Origin of the sequence: Mycolicibacterium neoaurum (assembly GCF_036946495.1) — a bacterium.
GTDB lineage: Bacteria > Actinomycetota > Actinomycetes > Mycobacteriales > Mycobacteriaceae > Mycobacterium > Mycobacterium neoaurum_B.
In genome coordinates, this window is the sequence record NZ_JAQIIX010000001.1 from 847,800 (window position 1) to 864,521 (window position 16,722).

17 protein-coding genes are annotated in these 16,722 nt (G+C 67.7%); 6 read left to right on the top strand and 11 right to left on the bottom strand.

The window, feature by feature from the left end; translation table 11 throughout:
• Positions 1-32 precede the first annotated feature (32 nt).
• Positions 33-1,487: an alpha/beta hydrolase gene (locus PGN27_RS03925; RefSeq protein ID WP_418888550.1), complete on the top strand. Its 1,455-nt coding sequence runs from the start codon at positions 33-35 to the stop codon at positions 1,485-1,487.
• Here the strand turns inward: PGN27_RS03925 and PGN27_RS03930 are convergent.
• Positions 1,481-2,539: a carbohydrate-binding protein gene (locus PGN27_RS03930; protein WP_335324914.1), complete on the bottom strand. Its 1,059-nt coding sequence runs from the start codon at positions 2,537-2,539 to the stop codon at positions 1,481-1,483. The two genes, PGN27_RS03925 and PGN27_RS03930, sit on opposite strands and share 7 nt — an antisense overlap.
• Positions 2,536-3,864 carry a hypothetical protein gene (locus PGN27_RS03935; RefSeq protein WP_335324915.1) on the bottom strand — a complete coding sequence of 443 codons (1,329 nt, stop codon included), beginning with the start codon at positions 3,862-3,864 and terminating at the stop codon, positions 2,536-2,538. The genes PGN27_RS03930 and PGN27_RS03935 overlap by 4 nt, the downstream gene beginning before the upstream one ends.
• A 67-nt stretch (positions 3,865-3,931) precedes the next feature.
• Between PGN27_RS03935 and PGN27_RS03940 the strand changes: the two genes are divergently transcribed.
• A complete protein-coding gene (locus PGN27_RS03940) occupies positions 3,932-4,570 on the top strand; it encodes a hypothetical protein (RefSeq protein ID WP_335324916.1) in 639 nt (212 codons plus the stop codon).
• Here PGN27_RS03940 and PGN27_RS03945 read toward each other — a convergent pair.
• The 3 genes from PGN27_RS03945 to PGN27_RS03955 all read right to left on the bottom strand — a co-directional run bounded on the left by PGN27_RS03945 (position 4,519) and on the right by PGN27_RS03955 (position 8,179).
• On the bottom strand, positions 4,519-5,928 hold the full coding sequence (locus tag PGN27_RS03945; protein WP_335324917.1) for a CHAT domain-containing protein: 1,410 nt from the start codon (positions 5,926-5,928) through the stop codon (positions 4,519-4,521). The two genes, PGN27_RS03940 and PGN27_RS03945, sit on opposite strands and share 52 nt — an antisense overlap.
• The gene (locus tag PGN27_RS03950) at positions 5,919-7,616 is read right to left on the bottom strand and encodes a hypothetical protein (RefSeq protein WP_335324918.1); all 1,698 of its coding nucleotides are present in this window, start codon (positions 7,614-7,616) and stop codon (positions 5,919-5,921) included. Before PGN27_RS03950 ends, PGN27_RS03945 begins: the two co-directional genes overlap by 10 nt.
• 65 nt (positions 7,617-7,681) lie before the next feature.
• Positions 7,682-8,179, bottom strand: coding sequence for a lipoprotein LpqH (locus PGN27_RS03955; RefSeq protein ID WP_335324919.1), 498 nt, complete (start codon positions 8,177-8,179; stop codon positions 7,682-7,684).
• Between the two features lie 107 nt (positions 8,180-8,286).
• Between PGN27_RS03955 and PGN27_RS03960 the strand changes: the two genes are divergently transcribed.
• A complete protein-coding gene (locus PGN27_RS03960) occupies positions 8,287-8,586 on the top strand; it encodes a hypothetical protein (RefSeq protein WP_335324920.1) in 300 nt (99 codons plus the stop codon).
• Positions 8,587-8,598: 12 nt separating this feature from the next.
• Positions 8,599-9,756 (top strand): winged helix DNA-binding domain-containing protein, encoded by a 1,158-nt coding sequence (locus PGN27_RS03965; RefSeq protein WP_335325223.1) that lies wholly within the window; start codon positions 8,599-8,601, stop codon positions 9,754-9,756.
• A gap of 128 nt (positions 9,757-9,884) precedes the next feature.
• Here the strand turns inward: PGN27_RS03965 and uvrA are convergent, their stop codons facing one another.
• A complete protein-coding gene (gene uvrA / locus PGN27_RS03970) occupies positions 9,885-12,803 on the bottom strand; it encodes an excinuclease ABC subunit UvrA (protein WP_335324921.1) in 2,919 nt (972 codons plus the stop codon).
• An 85-nt stretch (positions 12,804-12,888) separates the two neighbouring features.
• Between uvrA and PGN27_RS03975 the strand changes: the two genes are divergently transcribed.
• Together PGN27_RS03975 and PGN27_RS03980 are read left to right on the top strand one after the other, a co-directional pair.
• Positions 12,889-13,575: an MBL fold metallo-hydrolase gene (locus PGN27_RS03975; protein ID WP_335324922.1), complete on the top strand. Its 687-nt coding sequence runs from the start codon at positions 12,889-12,891 to the stop codon at positions 13,573-13,575.
• Positions 13,572-14,066 carry a DUF427 domain-containing protein gene (locus PGN27_RS03980; RefSeq protein WP_335324923.1) on the top strand — a complete coding sequence of 165 codons (495 nt, stop codon included), beginning with the start codon at positions 13,572-13,574 and terminating at the stop codon, positions 14,064-14,066. Before PGN27_RS03975 ends, PGN27_RS03980 begins: the two co-directional genes overlap by 4 nt.
• 87 nt (positions 14,067-14,153) lie before the next feature.
• On the opposite strand, the gene PGN27_RS03985 is transcribed toward PGN27_RS03980, so the two are convergent.
• From PGN27_RS03985 to PGN27_RS04005, 5 genes are all read right to left on the bottom strand, one after another.
• Positions 14,154-14,597, bottom strand: a complete 444-nt coding sequence (locus PGN27_RS03985; protein WP_335324924.1) for a universal stress protein — start codon at positions 14,595-14,597, stop codon at positions 14,154-14,156.
• A gap of 378 nt (positions 14,598-14,975) precedes the next feature.
• On the bottom strand, positions 14,976-15,185 hold the full coding sequence (locus PGN27_RS03990; RefSeq protein WP_019511519.1) for a CsbD family protein: 210 nt from the start codon (positions 15,183-15,185) through the stop codon (positions 14,976-14,978).
• Positions 15,186-15,233: 48 nt separating this feature from the next.
• Complete coding sequence (locus PGN27_RS03995; RefSeq protein ID WP_335324925.1) at positions 15,234-15,767, bottom strand: hypothetical protein; 534 nt, start codon at positions 15,765-15,767, stop codon at positions 15,234-15,236.
• The gene (locus tag PGN27_RS04000) at positions 15,764-16,516 is read right to left on the bottom strand and encodes an Asp23/Gls24 family envelope stress response protein (protein ID WP_335324926.1); all 753 of its coding nucleotides are present in this window, start codon (positions 16,514-16,516) and stop codon (positions 15,764-15,766) included. Before PGN27_RS04000 ends, PGN27_RS03995 begins: the two co-directional genes overlap by 4 nt.
• A 2-nt stretch (positions 16,517-16,518) precedes the next feature.
• Positions 16,519-16,701, bottom strand: coding sequence for a DUF2273 domain-containing protein (locus PGN27_RS04005; RefSeq protein ID WP_023985938.1), 183 nt, complete (start codon positions 16,699-16,701; stop codon positions 16,519-16,521).
• Positions 16,702-16,722: the final 21 nt, after the last annotated feature.

Sequence of the window (16,722 nt, forward strand, 5' to 3'; positions counted from 1 at the left end):
TCAACATAGATGGCGTGACTCATCCGACGCTGATGTCGCTCACCCACGGTTCGGTGCCGACGACGATCCAGATCGTCACCGGCACCATCGTGTTGATCGCGCTCCGCAAGCAGCGCCCGCGCGTACTGATCGCCGCCGCCGCCGTCGGCCTCGCCGCGATCCTCGCGACCAACTGGTACATCAACAGCCAGGGCCTGGCCGACGAACCCGCGCCACCGGCGCTGTGGATCTGGGTGGGGACGACCGGATTCGCCTGCTGCGCACTGCTTGCCGGCTGGCGTGGCGCCCGGTTCCTGCGCCGGGCCGCGATGTTCAGTGCCGTCCCGCTCAGCGCCATCTGTGTGGCACTGGCCGTCAACGTCTGGACTGGCTACTTCCCCACCGTCGGTTCGGCGTGGGGCCAACTGACCGACGAACCGTTGCCCGACCAGACCGACCTGGCAACGCTCACCGCTTACCACATCGGACATTCCCTGCCGCCCAAGGGATCTCTGATCGCCGTCGACACCGGCAATGCGAACTCAGGTTTCAAACATCGGGGTGAGCTGGTCTATCTGCCGCCGGCCTGGTTCGCCTCGAATCCGCCGCCGCGGTTGCCCGCCGTGATGATGATCGGTGGCGAGCTGAACACGCCCGAGGACTGGGCACGCGCCGGCGCGGCGGTGCAGACGGCCGACAACTTCGCCGCCCAGCACCACGGGAACGCTCCGGTACTGGTGTTCGCCGATGTGGCAGGCGCGTTCAGCAATGACACCGAGTGTGTCAACGGTGTGCGCGGAAACGTCGCCGACCACCTCACCAAGGATGTTGTGCCGTTCGTGATCTCGAAGTTCGGGGTGAGCGCCGACCCGGCGAACTGGGGTGTCGCCGGGTTCTCGATGGGCGGCACCTGCGCGGTGAACCTCGTCACCATGCACCCCGATCACTTCTCCAGCTTCGTGGACATCGCCGGTGACCTCGCGCCGAACACCGGCAACCGGGAGCAGACCATCGATCGTCTCTTCGGCGGCAACGCCGCTGCCTATGACGAGTTCGACCCGGTCACCGTGATGACCCGGCACGGACAGTATTCGGGGGTATCCGGTTGGTTCGCGATCAACGGTGCGGGCGTCTCCCCACCTCCCCCGCAGGCCGCGGCCGCCAAGACCTTGTGCGACGTGGCCACCGCACACGGTATCGAGTGCGGCATCGTCACTCGACCCGGAAACCACGACTGGGCCTATGCCGGCTCGGCGCTGGCCGAGGCGATGCCATGGCTGGCGGCCAAGCTGCACACTCCCGAGGTGGCTCCGACCGCGATACCGACCGGTTCTCCGGCCCCTGCCGCGGCTCCCGGCGGGCCCGCCCCAGCGGCACCGGCCGCACCCGCGGCACCGGTCCCACCGCCACCACCCGGTCCGCCCGCACCGCTACCTGCGGTGCCGATGCACACCGCACCGGCGGTTCCGGTGGTGCAGCCGGTGGCCAACCATCGAGCCACTCAGTAGTCGCTCTCGGCGGCCAGCACCTCGGCGAGAAAGGCATCATCCGCACCACCCCGTGACCGGTTGCGCACGAACGCGCGAATCCGTTCTCTCGCGTCGCGACCTTCGGTGGCCGGCCCACCCACGGTGAGCGACACGGCACTCCAATCATGGTTCCACGCAGCAGATTCGGTGATCGGCAGCTCGGCGGTGGTAGTGCCGTCGGCGGCCAGCACCGCATCGGCGGCGATCCCGCCACCGCGGAACCACACGGGGATACCCTCGGCAGGAGCCCGCACCGCAGTCCGCACGGTCAAGAGGACCCGACCCGCGGCGTCGACGCGCACCGTCCAGTCGACGGTGTCCTCTGCCGCATCGAACACCGCGGGCCGCACCGCACCCCAGCTGATCGATGCGGTCCCCCGCGCGATCGACGGCTGCGTCGCCGAGTCTGCTCCGCCTGCCGCCAGCGCATAATCGTCGCGACGCCGCGATGCAGATACATCCACCGGGTCCGGCAGATCCACCAGATCGGCGCAGGCTTCCAGCAGTTCGGCGATGCGTGGGTCGGCCGAACTGCCGAGGCCGGCCAGTATGTCCCTATGCGGACGCAATAGCTCCTCGACATCGCTGTCGAACGTGTCGTCGACAAAGTAATCCTGGGCGGCCGCCGTCAGGACCGCGATCTCCGCATCCAGCACCGCAACATCGAGTTCGGCGATCGCATCGCGCATGCTCGCCGGCCACCATCGACGCAGCCAATGCCCCATTGCCAGCCGCCGCAGCGGGGCCAATGGCCCGGCAGCCAGCTCCACCCCAGGAACGTCGATGACCGCGGACGGCTCGGGCATCGCGTCGCCGATCGCGGCGACCAGTGCGACGTGCCCGGGCTCACCGACCACCCGCCACAGCCAATCGGCCGCAGCGATATCGGTGAAGGTGAGGTGTACGGGTGCGGCGGGATCATCGACCGTCCACGCCAGCACGGCGCCGGCGACCTCGAGCACCGCCACCACGGGCGGCTCGGCAAGCGCACCGCCGGTGGTCCACAGACCATCCTGAGCCGTCAGCTTCACCGCATGGCCTCCAGTTCCAGCATCGACTTGATGCGCTGGCGATGATCAAGACTGACCGACCGGGCCACCCCCTGCAGGAGCGCACACATCTCTTCGACATCCCGGCAGCTCTCCTGCCACACATCTCGGCCGTGCAACCGGGCCCACAACCTGCTCAGGTAGGGCCGGGCGAAGGTGGCAAGGTCCTCGGTGACCTGTTGCTGGCGCGGGTGTAACACCTCGCCGGCGGCCAGGTAGCGACGTGCGTGCAACACGTAGGCCTCCTTGCGCAGCCGCGCCTGGATCCGGGCCGCCAACGGGTAGCGCGGCATCGCCGTCTCCCGCAGCGGGGCCAGCTCCACGGCCACCTCGATGCCGGCGACCAACGCGGCTTGGATGTCCTCGGCGAGCAGACCCCATGGGGCACACGCCCGATCGACCTCTTCGGCGAGCAGCAGCGGCACATCCGGAAGCTCGTCGCGATCCATCGCCCGCCGCAGCGTGGCCCGCACCCGATCCAGCACACTGCGGTTCAGCGGTCGGTCCGTTTCGCTTCCGCCGGTGATCGGCGGGGGCGGCTGCGGCACCGCCGAACTCAGGCCGATCGTGATGAGCGACCACGGCAGGTCCGGCTCGGCGTAGTGCGCCCGCGCCCCCAGATTGTAGGGGGTCGCGTCGGCCACCAAGGCCGTCCAGACACGTTGCCTGGCAGCACATTCGCCATGCGTCACGGCATCGCCGAGCACCGTGACCAACCCGGCCAGGAACGGGTCGGTGATGGCCGGCGTCGGCGCGACATCGGCCCAACTGCGCTCAGCCTGGGCCGCCAGCGCCCGGACGGTCGACTCGTCGGCGATGTGGCGATTGAGCACCTCGATCGCATTGCGGTCGCGATCATCGTGTACGTCGCGCAACACACGCACCGGGGTGTCTGAATCACCTTGAACCGGAGCCCCTTTGGTCACGGCAAGCTCGAAACACACCGGGAAGTACAACTCCTGGGCGTTACCGGTGGTCAGTTTCAGCTTCCGCCGGTGCGTCTTGAGCACGGTGAACCACTGCGCGGCGGCGCACAGCGCAGCCGAATGGTCCAGTATCGCCCGGTGCATCTGTTCGGCCACTTCGCCGGAGACCACCGGCGCGGAGAACTGCGGATTGGCCCGCAAGCGCAACACCAGCGGATCGAGAACGCGTTTGACGGTGCGACTCAGCGGTCCGCCATCTGCGGTACTGAGCACCTCGACACCGGGTCCGATCGCCCGCCAGGCGCGATCGATGACGGCCCGCCGCGGATGCGCGGGCACGGCATCGGCGACCCGCAAGGTCGTCTCGGGCACGGTGCTCACCCGATCAGGATAGGCACCGATGAAAAGTTGGGTTCGGTAGCCGCACCACAGGGTGAACCTGGACCCCATGTCCGCGCACCCGCTCCTCGCCCCGCTCGCCATCGTCGTGTCTGTCGGTCTGGCCCTGCTCGTCGCCACCGGCCGTCGACGCCCGCAGTGCCCTGCGGCGCAGTCGGAGACAGCGGTGGGTATCGGCACGGTGGCATCCGTGCCGCCGGGCAGCGACGCCATCACCGTGGAGGTACACAGCGTGTGCGCGGGCACATTCACGGGACGGCTGCTGGTACCGGATGACCCGATGGCAGCGGGCATCCGGCCCGGTGTGGTGTTGTTGGTGGCGTTCGATCCCGATGCACGCGAGGATCTTTCGCTGCCCGACGATATCGCGGCCATCCGGGCCGCGTTCGACCGGATGTTGATCGGCAAGGGCCTTGTCACCGAATCGCAGGTGGACCTGATCCGGCATGGGGTGCGCGGCACCGGCGTGGTGACGGCGGCCCGGCCGACCGGTACCGGGCGAGAGGATCATTGCGAGGTCGTGCTGGACCTGATGGTCCGCAGGCCCGAGGGCGGCCAGTTCCCCGCACACGAGACGGCCCTGATCCCCGCGAGCGCGTTGCGCCGGGTGTTCCCTGGCGCCGTGATCGATGCCTACTATCTGCGAGACGACGAATCCTCGGTGGCGGTGTGCATCCCGCCCGCCTGACCGACGGCAAAGGTGGCCAACGCCGCCCAGTACACCGGGGCGGCCAGTCGGTCGCCGGTCCGCCAGCGCTGCAATTGTGTGCGTTGCCAACGGTTCACCGCACATGCGGCATCGAAGTCGGCGATCTCCTGGTGGGCCGTGTCCACCGCGGCGATCACGGAACCCATCGGGTCTGAATGCGCGCCATCGGTGAAGCGACGGTATCCGGCGCTTGTCGGCAGCGACCACAGCGTCGCCGTCACCAGCTCCGCGCCGCCAAGGACCATGGCCGCCACCAGACCGGTCGCCTCGTCGAACCGGTAGTCACCTCCGGAGGCACACGCCAGCAGAGCGACCCGAGTCGGGAAGGTCAGATCAGCGACGAGCAGATCGGCAGCGGTCAGCGGGCGATGATCGCCGATCGGGTTCGCAAAGCCGGGCACCGATGACCGGCAGGCAAGATGCAGCGCCGCGCGTTCGGCATGCCCGACGCCGGCATCGGCGTGCTGCGCACTGTCGCCCACACTGGCATGTCCGACGAAGACGAGTCTGCCCGGCCGCTGCGCCAGCGTCACGGCCAGCCAGTCCCGGTCGGTATCGGTTCTGCGGAACAACTCGACGGCGGAGTCGACCCGCGGCAGAACCGTCCGACTCTTCATCAGTTCGGCATAGTGCCGCGATAACACGGTGTCGGCCGAAGGTCGTCCAAGGACCGATCCGAGCGCGGAGTCGGGGCGCTGACCTGGCACCCGGGGGTCGAGTATCAGCAGTGGAACCCCCTGCGGCCGAGGCTGATTGACCCGACGGATCCGGGCGATGTTGGCCGGAACCGCCATCAGTACGTCGGCGAGCTCCATCAGCCGTATGCCGGAGCTGAGTGCGCTGAGCGCGCCGCCCGGCCAGGGAATGACCGCGGGTTGTGGGCCGTCCGGGGTGATGGCGTCCTGGCGCGCCTGCAGCATCGCGGTGACGTCGGGGCGCAGTGACGGTCGCGCCAACAGACCCCATGGGATGCGCCCCAGCCGTGCGCTCGGCGCGATGTGCAACACCGGGGCCTGATCGGCATACGCGTCGAGCAGCTGCCAGGCTTCGGGTCCGATGAGCAGCACACCGAGCCGGTAGGCGAGCATCAGCTCGGACTCCGGATCGGTGAACGCGCCGCGGGTCAGTGCCCTTTCCAGCGCGTCGACCGGCGATTCGGAGCCGCGAGGATCCGGAAGCGCGCCCGCAATCTCCTCGAGCGCAGCCAGCAAGATGGTCTCCTCGACCACCCAGGTGGCGGTGCGTTCGGGGTGTCCGACGACGCGGAGGCTGGCATAGGTGGCGATTCCGACGTCGGCGTACCGGAGTATCAGCGTCGGGCGGTGGCTCACGTCCATGTCGGCCAGGGGGGTTCATCAGCGGTGATGCGCCTGCGGTACCGCTGCAGGGCCAGCTGCCGGTACTGGGCGAGGATGGGTTCGGCGTCGGGATCCATCTGTAGTGGCGGTAGCGGCCCGAGCCTGGTCAGCGATGGTCCCCCGGTGACCGATCCGGACGCGACATCGGCCAGGTCAGGCTCCGCAAGTTCGAGGTCACTGTTCACCAGCACCGCTTGCGGCCCGGCCCATGGCGGAGCTTCGGTCTCCTGACCGCTTGAGGTGCTGAAACTACCTCGGGCGCTGTGATATTCGATGAGTTCGGCGACCAGCGCCGTGTTCTCCCACTCCCAGGCCACGGCGAACGCACCGGCCAGCATCGGGGCCGACACCCGGGCCGCCCAGTGCGCGCGGGCATCGGCGTCGGTGATGGTGTGGCGCACCGAGTCCACCGCCAGCGCGGCGGGGACCTTGAGCAGAGCCGCCTGCTCCAGTTTCGTCATGGCGCGGACGAAGCCCGGGCTGCCGGTCTGGGCGTTCGTGGTGCCCAGCGATGCGGCATGTTTGGCCTCGACCTCGTCCCAGCTGTCATCGGGGTCACCGGAGCCGTCGAATCCCAGATCTGCCAGTGCATCTGCACGCCACACGGTGCCCAGTTGATCGTCACACCGCGCGTACTGCAACCAGGTGCTGCGCGGCCAGTCGTCGAGCAGGGCTCGCGCCTGCGCGATGAGTTCGACGGCCGCGCCGAATCTACCGAAGAAGATCGGTATCCAACTGCGCTGCAGCAGGATCCGATGGATGTGCAGTGGTTTACCGAGTTCACGCCAATGCCGCTCGGCGTGCTCCCAGCATTGATCGGCGTCGGACAGGGCACCGGCGGCAAGTTTGGTCAGACCGAGGTGAAACCAGCAGCGGGACACGTCGTGGGCGCGGGCGTAGCGCGCGATGACGGGGTAGGCGTCGTTGATCAACTCCTCGACCGAGGTGTGGTCGCCGCGCGACCAGTTGCCGACCGCACGTTCCAATTGCGTCCTGGCGGTGTCCAGTTCCCATCCATTCAGCGCGGCGCGGGCTCCCGCGCGGCGCAGCCACGGTTCGGCCTCGGCCAGCCGGCCGGTCTGCACGCAGAAGCCGCCGTAGCCGATTCCAGCCAGCACCAGCAGCCGATCGTGATGACCTCCGGAATCGGCGGAGAGGTCCAGACCCTCGAGCACCTGGTCCCAGAGCGGGGCGGCGAGGTGGTGCAGATCGTCATCGGCGAGCGCCTGGGCGCACAGGATCCGCGAGCAGGCCACCAGAAATCGTTGCTCGGCCGCCAGATCGGCGGGCCCGGATGACGCGGCCAGGGTGGCCAGCACGGCGGCGGCCTGTTCATGCTCACCGCGGGCGGCGTGCAGACCGGTCTGCAGGAAATCGGCCCGACGGCCGTAGCGGCACATCATGTGTTCGGTCTCGGCACTGCGAACGGGTTGAGAACGGTAGGCGGCCAGGCAGTCCCGGATGCGGGTGATGCACTCGACGACACCGTCATAGGCGGTCCGCACCAGGTAGATCTCGCCGAGCTGGGCGAACACTTCCAGCGCAAGATCGTCGCGGTCGGCTTCCTCGATCAGCGCGAGCTGCGTGAGCAGCAGATCCTTGGCTGCCGACTCGTCGGATGCCCACGCCAGCCGCCGGGCCCCGCCGAGGGCATCGGTGATCGACACGGCGTCATCATAGGACGACAGCCGGCGGCGGACGCAGATCTGCGTCCGCCGCCGGTCTTTCCTGGTCAGTTGCAGCTGACCTTGATCTCGAACTTCTTGGTGATCATGCCGGCCATCGGATTCTTGAGGTCCGCGCCGGTGGCCTCACCCGTGATGGTGTACGTGCTGCCGTCGACCTTGACCTCGGCCGAGCCGGTGCTCGCACCGCCCATGGCGGCAACGGCAAGCGCGTTACCGTCGACCACCAGGCCCACCGACTCGACCTTGGGGGTGGCCTCGTCGGTCATCACCACACCGAGGCCCTGCTGCCCACCCACGGCGCCGCTGGCGACGTTGATCTTCCCGCCCGCCTTCACACAGGTCACCGACTTCAGGTCCAACCCGGCCAGATCTTGACCCTCCACCTTGACCTCGGTGTCACCGCCGGTGGCGACCTGCGCGGTGCTGTTGCCCGCGCTCGACGACGCGGCCGGCTCACTGCCCTTGTCATCGGAGCAGCCGACCAGGATGGTCGTTGCGGCGAGCACTCCGATGCCGGCGGCCAGAACGCGATTCTTCGTCATGTGTGTCCCCTTCATTCGCCCGTCGCCCCGGTGGCGCCGTCGTGGGATCAGTACATCCACCGCCGATTGCTACCGATCCCAAACTTCGGTGCGGGTACGGTGACGACATGGCCGATGAGCAGCAGTCTTATGCCGATGAGCCGCTCGACGTCGACGTTGTGCCGGTCGATCCGTCGCCGCCGCCGCCGGTTCCTGCCGATACCGGTTACACCGAGGCGGGTGTGCCGACATTCGATGCGGTGCGCGAGAAGATCGAGACCCGCCTCGGCACCGCGATCGGTGGGGCGGAGCTGGCCGATGAGACACCGGAGGGCCGGACGATCGCCGAGCAGTACGAGGCGCGCCAGCGCGCCGCCGCGGATCGGCTGGCGCAAATCCGCGAATCAATGAAGTCCGACCAGGACTGACGCGGCGTGGCGGTGCGGACTTTCACCGTCGCCGAGCGGCGCGCCCGACTGGGGCGACGACACTTCCTCGCCTGTCCCGGCGCATCGGTGGACGAGGTGACGGCTGCGTTGGTGGGCCTTCATGCCACCGACCCGACAACGCCATATCTGTCGTTGTGGGCCCGGGTGCCGGGATTCGAACGCGACGACCTGAGCACCGCGCTCTACGACGATCGGCGGCTGGTGCGGCAGGTGGCGATGCGGCGGACGCTGTGGATGGTGCCGACCGGCCGGTTGCCGGACGTGCAGGTGGCCTCCAGTAACCGGGTCGCCGACACCGAGACCCGCAAGCTGATCGCCGATGTGGAGAAGGCCGGGGTCGCCGCGGACGGATCGGCGTGGCTCGACAGGGCCCGCTCCGCCGTGCTCCACCACCTCGACGACAACGGTCCCACGGGCGCGGCCGACCTGCGGCTGGCGCTGCCCGAGCTGGCCGGGACCTGGGATCCGGCACCCGGAAAGCCTTGGGGCGGTACGACTCCCCTGGCCCCGCGAGTGTTGACCGTACTCGATGTGCGCGGCGACATCATGCGTGGACGTAACCAGGGCGGCTGGACATCCTCCCGTCCCTTGTGGTCCTCCACCACCGACTGGCTCGGTGCCGTACCGGCGGCCGAGCCGGATGCCGCGGCCGCCGATATGGTGCGAAACTGGTTGCGCGCCTTCGGCCCTGCCGCGGTAGCGGATATCACGTGGTGGTTCGGACAGACCCTCGGCTGGGCGCGCCGGGCACTTGTCGATATCGGCGCGGTGGGGGTGGACCTGCACGGCTCGCCGGGTGTGGCGTTGCCCGACGATCTGGAGATCGAACCGGAGCCGGAGCCTTGGGTGGCATTGCTACCGGGCCTGGACGTCACGACGATGGGATGGACCGGACGGGACTGGTATCTGCACGACCTGGGTGCGCAGGTTTTCGACACACGCGGCAATGCCGGCCCGACGGCATGGGTCGATGGACGGGTGGTCGGCGGTTGGCGTCAGAACCAGGACGCCACGGTGGAGATCCGGGTCATCGCCGACGTCGGCCGCGATGCTCGGAAGGCGTTGCAACACAAAGCTGATCAGCTGACAGCGTGGCTCGACGGGACACGGATCAAACCGCGCTTCCCCTCACCGCTGACGAAGGCCTGACCACCCACCGATCCCGCCGCGCGGGTGATGGTGCCGCCGCAACAGTGGTACTACCGGCAGTACTACTGCTGCGGGTGATACTGCCGGTAGTACCACGTCTGGAAGTGCACTGTGGCCGGGCGGTCCGATCAGGCGCTGACCTTGCTGCGGCGCCGTCGGGTCTTGGGCGCAGGCGTCTCCGCGGCAGGTGCCGGATCGAGCATCTCCACCAGGAACTGACCGGTGTAGCTCTCGGGCGTGGCCGCGACATCTTCCGGAGTCCCCTGGGCAACGACGGTTCCGCCGCCGGCACCGCCTTCGGGTCCCATGTCGATGATCCAGTCCGAGGTCTTGACGACATCGAGGTTGTGCTCGATCACGATGACCGTATTGCCCTTGTCCACAAGACCGTTGATCACCTTGAGCAACTTTCGGATGTCCTCGAAGTGCAGGCCGGTGGTCGGCTCGTCGAGGATGTACACCGTACGGCCGGTCGAACGCTTCTGCAGCTCGGCGGCCAACTTCACCCGTTGGGCCTCCCCGCCGGACAGCGTCGGGGCGGGCTGGCCCAGCCGGACGTAACCGAGTCCGACATCAACGAGTGTCTTGAGATAACGGTGGATCGAGGAGATCGGTTCGAAGAACTCGGTGGCCTCCTCGATGGGCATGTCGAGCACCTCGGAGATGGTCTTGCCCTTGTAGTGCACCTCGAGGGTCTCGCGGTTGTACCGCGCGCCGTGGCACACCTCGCAGGGCACGTAGACATCGGGCAGGAAGTTCATCTCGATCTTCAACGTGCCGTCACCCGAACACGCCTCACACCGGCCGCCCTTGACGTTGAACGAGAACCGGCCCGGCTGGTAGCCGCGGACCTTCGCCTCGGTGGTGGCGGCGAAAAGCGTACGGATCTTGTCGAACACCCCGGTGTAGGTGGCCGGGTTGGACCGGGGCGTCCGCCCGATCGGCGACTGATCGACGCGCACCAGCTTGTCGAGCTGATCGATACCGTTGATCCGGGTGTGCCGGCCGGGCACCTGCCGGGCCCCGTTGAGCTTGTTGGCAAGCACGGTGGCCAGGATGTCGTTGACCAGCGTCGACTTACCCGAACCGGAGACCCCGGTGACCGAGGTGAGCACCCCGAGCGGGAATGCGACGTCAACCTCTTTGAGGTTGTGTTCGCGGGCACCGACCACGGTGAGTTGGCGCTTGCGATCCACGGGCCGCCGGATGGCCGGCACTTCGATGCTCTCCTTGCCGGAAAGGTAGGCGCCGGTGAGTGATTCGGGATTGCGCAGCAGATCCTTGTAGGAACCGCTGTGCACGATCCGGCCGCCGTGCTCGCCCGCCGCCGGGCCGATATCGACTACCCAGTCGGCGTGCGCGATGGTGTCGAGGTCATGCTCGACGACGATCAGCGTGTTACCCAGATTCCGGAGCCGGACCAGGGTGTCTATCAGCTTGCGGTTGTCACGCTGGTGCAGGCCGATGGACGGCTCGTCGAGCACGTAGAGCACGCCAACCAGACCCGAGCCGATCTGGGTGGCCAGCCGGATACGTTGGGCCTCACCGCCGGACAGCGTGGCCGCCGCACGGGAAAGGGACAGGTATTCCAGGCCGACGTCGAGCAGGAAGCCGAGCCGGGACTGGATCTCCTTGAGCACCTGCCCGGCGATCGCGGCCTCACGGGTACCGAGGGTCAGTGCATTGAGGAACTCGGCACAGTCAGCGATGGAGAGCTCGGCGACCTCCGCGATCGACTTGGCACCGTGCGCCCCAGCCGACAACGACACCGCAAGGATCTCCGGCTTGAGCCGGGTCCCTTGACATTCCGGGCAGGGGATATCGCGCATGAAGCCCTCATAGCGCTCCTTCATCTGCTCGGAGTCGGTCTGCTCCATCCGGCGCTGCAGAAACGCCAGTACACCTTCGAAATCGGCGTAGTACGACCTGGTTCGTCCGTACCGGTTCTTGTACCGGACGTGCACCTGATGGTCGGAGCCCTCGAGGATGGCCTTGCGCGCCTTGGCGGGCAGCTTCTTCCACGGGGTGTTGACGTCGAATCCCAGCTCCTCACCGAGGCCCGACATCATCCGGGTGAAGTACTCGGAGGTGTGCCCCATCGACCACGGCGCGACGGCACCCTCGGCGAGCGTCAGATCCGGATCGGGCACGACGAGATCGGGATCGACTTCCTTCTTGATGCCCAGACCGGTGCACTCCGGGCAGGCGCCGTACGGGGAGTTGAACGAGAACGACCGCGGTTCGAGGTCGTCGACGGCCAACGGGTGGCCGTTCGGGCAGGCGAGCTTCTCGGAGAACCGCTGCTCGCGATGCGGGTGATCCTCCTCGCGGTCGACGAAGTCGAGCACCACGATGCCGTCGGCCAGGCCCAGCGCCGTCTCCACCGAGTCCGTGAGCCGCTGCTTCGACGATGCCTTCACGGTCAGGCGGTCGACGACCACCTCGATATCGTGCTTCTCCTGTTTCTTGAGCTTGGGCGGCTCGGCCAGCGGATAGACGACGCCGTCGACACGGACCCGGCTGTAACCCTGGCTGTTGAGCTTGTCGAACAGGTCGACGAACTCACCCTTGCGGGTGCGCACCACCGGTGCGAGAACCTGGAACTTGGTGCCGTCCTCCATCGCGAGCACCTGGTCGACGATCTGCTGCGGGGTCTGTCGGGCGATGCGCTCGCCGCAGACCGGGCAGTGCGGCGTCCCGGCCCTGGCGTAGAGCAGGCGCAGGTAGTCGTAGACCTCGGTGATGGTGCCGACGGTGGACCGCGGGTTGCGGTTGGTCGACTTCTGGTCGATGGAGACCGCCGGCGACAGGCCCTCGATGAAGTCGACATCGGGCTTGTCCATCTGACCGAGGAACTGGCGGGCATAGGCCGACAACGACTCGACATAGCGGCGCTGCCCCTCGGCGAAGATGGTGTCGAAGGCCAGCGAGGACTTCCCCGAACCTGACAGGCCGGTGAACACGATCAGGGCGTCGCGGGGTAGATCAAGATCGACTCCGCGCAGGTTGTGCTCGCGCGCGCCCTTGACGATCAGACGGTCAGACAACGGGTTTTCCTCCCAAGACAGAATTCACGGCCCATGCTAAGTGCACCCACCGACAAGCCCGAGTCGAGCCGGATAGCGTGGGGGTGTGACCAGCCCTCAGATCCCGCTCAGCGAGTCCTACACCGGCCACGTCGACAGTGGCACCGCCGCTCGGCGCACCCTGCCCGCGGCGACGATCATCAAGGCCTCCGTCGGCCCCATGGACAACAACGCCTACCTGGTGACCTGTTCCTCGACGGGCAAGACACTGCTCATCGACGCCGCGAACGACGGCGATGCTCTGCTCACACTGATCGCCGAGCAGGCCCCGGACGTCGCCCTGATCGTGACCACCCACCAGCACTACGACCATTGGCAGGCCCTGGAGCGGGTGGCGAAGGCCACCGCGGCGCCGACCGCGGCACATGCGCTGGATGCCGAACCATTACCGGTCACCCCCGACCGCATCCTTGCCGACGGCGACACCGTGACCGTCGGAAAGCTCACCTTCATCGTGATCCACCTCCAGGGCCATACCGAGGGCTCGGTTGCCCTCGCCTTGACGGGCGCCGACGGCGAAACGACCCACCTGTTCACCGGGGACTGCCTGTTCCCCGGCGGGGTCGGCAAGACCTGGAAGGACGGTGACTTCGACCGGTTGCTCGGCGACGTATCCGACAAGTTGTTCGCCGTGTACCCGGATTCGACCGTGGTCTACCCCGGACACGGTGACGACACCACCCTCGGTGCCGAACGCCCCCACCTGGCGGAGTGGAAGGAGCGCGGCTGGTGAAACCGGTTCCTGAGAAGCCCGGCCCGGGTCAGGAGTCGGTGTGGAATTACCCCCGCCCGCCGCGGCTCGAGGAGTTCCGGGGCTCGATCACCGTCGAGCTCGGCGGGACCGAGATCGCCACGACCGAGCGCGGTTGGCGCGTGCTGGAAACCAGTCATCCGCCGACGTATTACCTGCCGGCAGAGGCGTTTCGGCCCGGTGCCCTGCGCGCGGCCAACGGCTCGTCCTGGTGCGAGTGGAAGGGGCAAGCGAGCTACTTCGACCTGGTGTCGGGGGATTCCGTCAGTGAGCGCGCGGCCTGGACCTACCCGAGGCCGACCCGTGGTTTCGAACCCATCGCCGGTGCGATCGCGGTGATGGCCGCCGCGGTGGACCGGTGCACGGTCAACGGCGAGACCGTGCTGCCCCAGCCGGGCGGCTTTTACGGCGGATGGATCACCAGTTGGGTCCGGGGGCCGTTCAAAGGCATCCCCGGGTCGATGGGCTGGTGACCAGTACACGAACCGAACACCGACCGGACAGCAGAAAGCCCGGCGCCCATACTGTGGTGGACACCGGGCCTCGGGCAACGAAAGCGATCAGGACGTGTGCACGATCAGCACGTCCACCTTGGATCGGCGCGCGACATTGGCGGGCACCGATCCGAGCAGGCGACCGGCAATGGTGCTCAGGCCCACGTTGCCGACGACCAGCAGGTCGGCCTTGACCTGTTCGGCGAGGTCGACCAGCGCATCGACGGGCGCACCGACGATGGCCTTCTCCTCGACCTCTTTGGCACCGGCGGCCTTGGCCCGGTCGGTGGCTTCACGCAGGATTGCGTAGATCGGCGCGTTGCCGGTGGTTTTGTAGCCCTCGTCCTTCAACACGTCGGCGGCGTGATGGTCCTCGCTCTGCGGGAAGTATGCGGTGGCGATAACCACTTTCGCTCCAGACCCCGCGGCGATCTCGCCCGCACGATCCACCGCACGCAACGACGAGTCCGATCCGTCCGTGCCGACCACGACGGTCCGATAGGCGCTCATTCATGCCCTCCAAGTTCGATGTCAAATCGATAGCTAGCCACCGAGACCCTAACGCCTTGCCCGACGGGCACGGGCGCAATTGGCCACACGACCCGCGGCAGGCGACACCTCGGCGGTGTTCGTCTCACCGAATCGTAGCCCCCACGAGCCCTGCGCAAACCGTCCCGTGACCGAGATGACCAGGCCAGCAGCCCGATCTCCCGTATCGCAGCACCCCCGCTCCGGTGATGTCCGACACCATGATGCACAGCACGCGATGCGGGGATGTCGCGTTTGCTGGCAGCGGGGTGACACGATCCGGCCACGACCGAGCACGGGCGGTACCGGGACGCTTCCCGGTACCGCCCGTGTATCGATTTACCTGTGTGTCAGGCGATCTCACTTACCGGTGAGCTTGTCCTTGACGGCCTCCACACCATCCTTGACCTTGTCGGCGGCATTGGTGAGGTGGTCCTTGACCGCGGCGACGGCCTGATCGACCTGGCCTTCGGACTCCAGATCGGAGTTGCCGGTGGCCGAACCGACCTTCTCCTTGGCCTGGCCCTTGAGATCCTCGGCCTTGTTCTTGGCGTTGTCGGCGATTCCCATTCTTCTCTCCCTTTCGTGTCTGAGCCCGCAGGAATCTGCGGCCTCGGCTTATCCCGCTGCCTGTTCGGCCAGCAGTTGGAATTCGAGTTCGGTGTCGGCGGCGCGGCGGAGATCGTGCGCGCACCGGTGCGCGAGTTGGCGGATCCGGGCGCGATCGGTAGGCGCCGGGAAGACGGCGCTGATGCGAACCACCGGCCGTCCGGCCACGGTGCGGGTGACCGCCTTCGCCGACGACACCGCGGGATGGTTACCCAGATCTTCGGCAGCCGCATCGGCCAACCGGGCCAGATCGACAGCTCCGACGTGGTCGGTGGTCACCTCGCGCACCGACCGCGGCCGCAGATGCAGCAGGACCAGCCAGGCACCGATCAGCAGCAGAACTGCCCCAGCGGCGCCGAGGGTAAGCGACCACAGGTGCCATTCGCTCGCCCGTCCCAACGCTGCCGCGTCGATACGCGCCGCGGTATCCCTGGCCACGGCGACATCGGCGCCGTAGCCGATGACCCATGCCGCTCCGGTGAGTATCAGCACGGCCAATAAACCCGTGAGTACGCGGTCGAATACGCGCAGTGACGTGCTCATCGCACACTCCCCCCGTCATCGGCGAAGTTCTGTTCGTCGATCCATTGCCGTTGCCGGCCGCGCCGAACCCAGACGAGGTCGTCGACGGGTTCGTGGGTGCGCTTGCGCGGTTTGACAGCGGTGATCAGCAGGAGCGCACCGATCAGCGCTGCCATGACGGCCGCCGGCGAGGTCCACCATTGCCAACGGACACCGGCCAGCGCCGAGAGCGCGGGCGCGATCCACGGATCCTCGGGTGTCAATGCGTCCCGGATGGCCATCGCGCCGAGCGCCATCAGCAGGACTGCGACGATCACACCGCAGTAGGTGGCGCCGGCGATCCGGCGCGGAGCGAAGCGGCGGGGCGCGATACCGACCGCCTCGGGCGGCGGTGCCTCAGCATCCGAGTAGGCATCAGCGACCTGGGCGGGTGTCCGATCAGACTCGACGCGGGCGATGGTCACTTCGACCCGATCAGGATGCTCGCCGAGGGTGGTGGCGAGTTCACGCACCACTGCCGAGCGCGCCGAAGCCAGCACCGTGGCGCTGTCGAGCGGCCACGCCGCGGCGATCTGAACGTCCACACCCGCCGTGTGATCGGCGATACTGACCGAGGGCAATGTCCGCCCAGGAACCATCGTCCGATGTGCGACCACACCGGGCGTGGCCAGGACGGCGCGTTCGATCACTCGTTCGCGCACCCGGTCGTCGATCTGCGTGCGCCCACGGGTGGTCGGCTCCGCCAATCGCGTCACCGCCTCGCTGGTCATGGTCAGCTCCCCGACCTGCGACCGAGCGCGGTCAGATCGATGGTGCCGTCGAGGTGGGCACCGATGGCCGCGCCCGCGGCACCGAGCACCAAGGCCAGCAGGAAGCCGATCAGCCCACCGGTTACCGCCGCGATGGCCACCAGCAGGCCCGCGAAAAGCCCTGGTATCACGTACTTCTCAGTCATTGTCTTCTCCTCTTGGGTAAA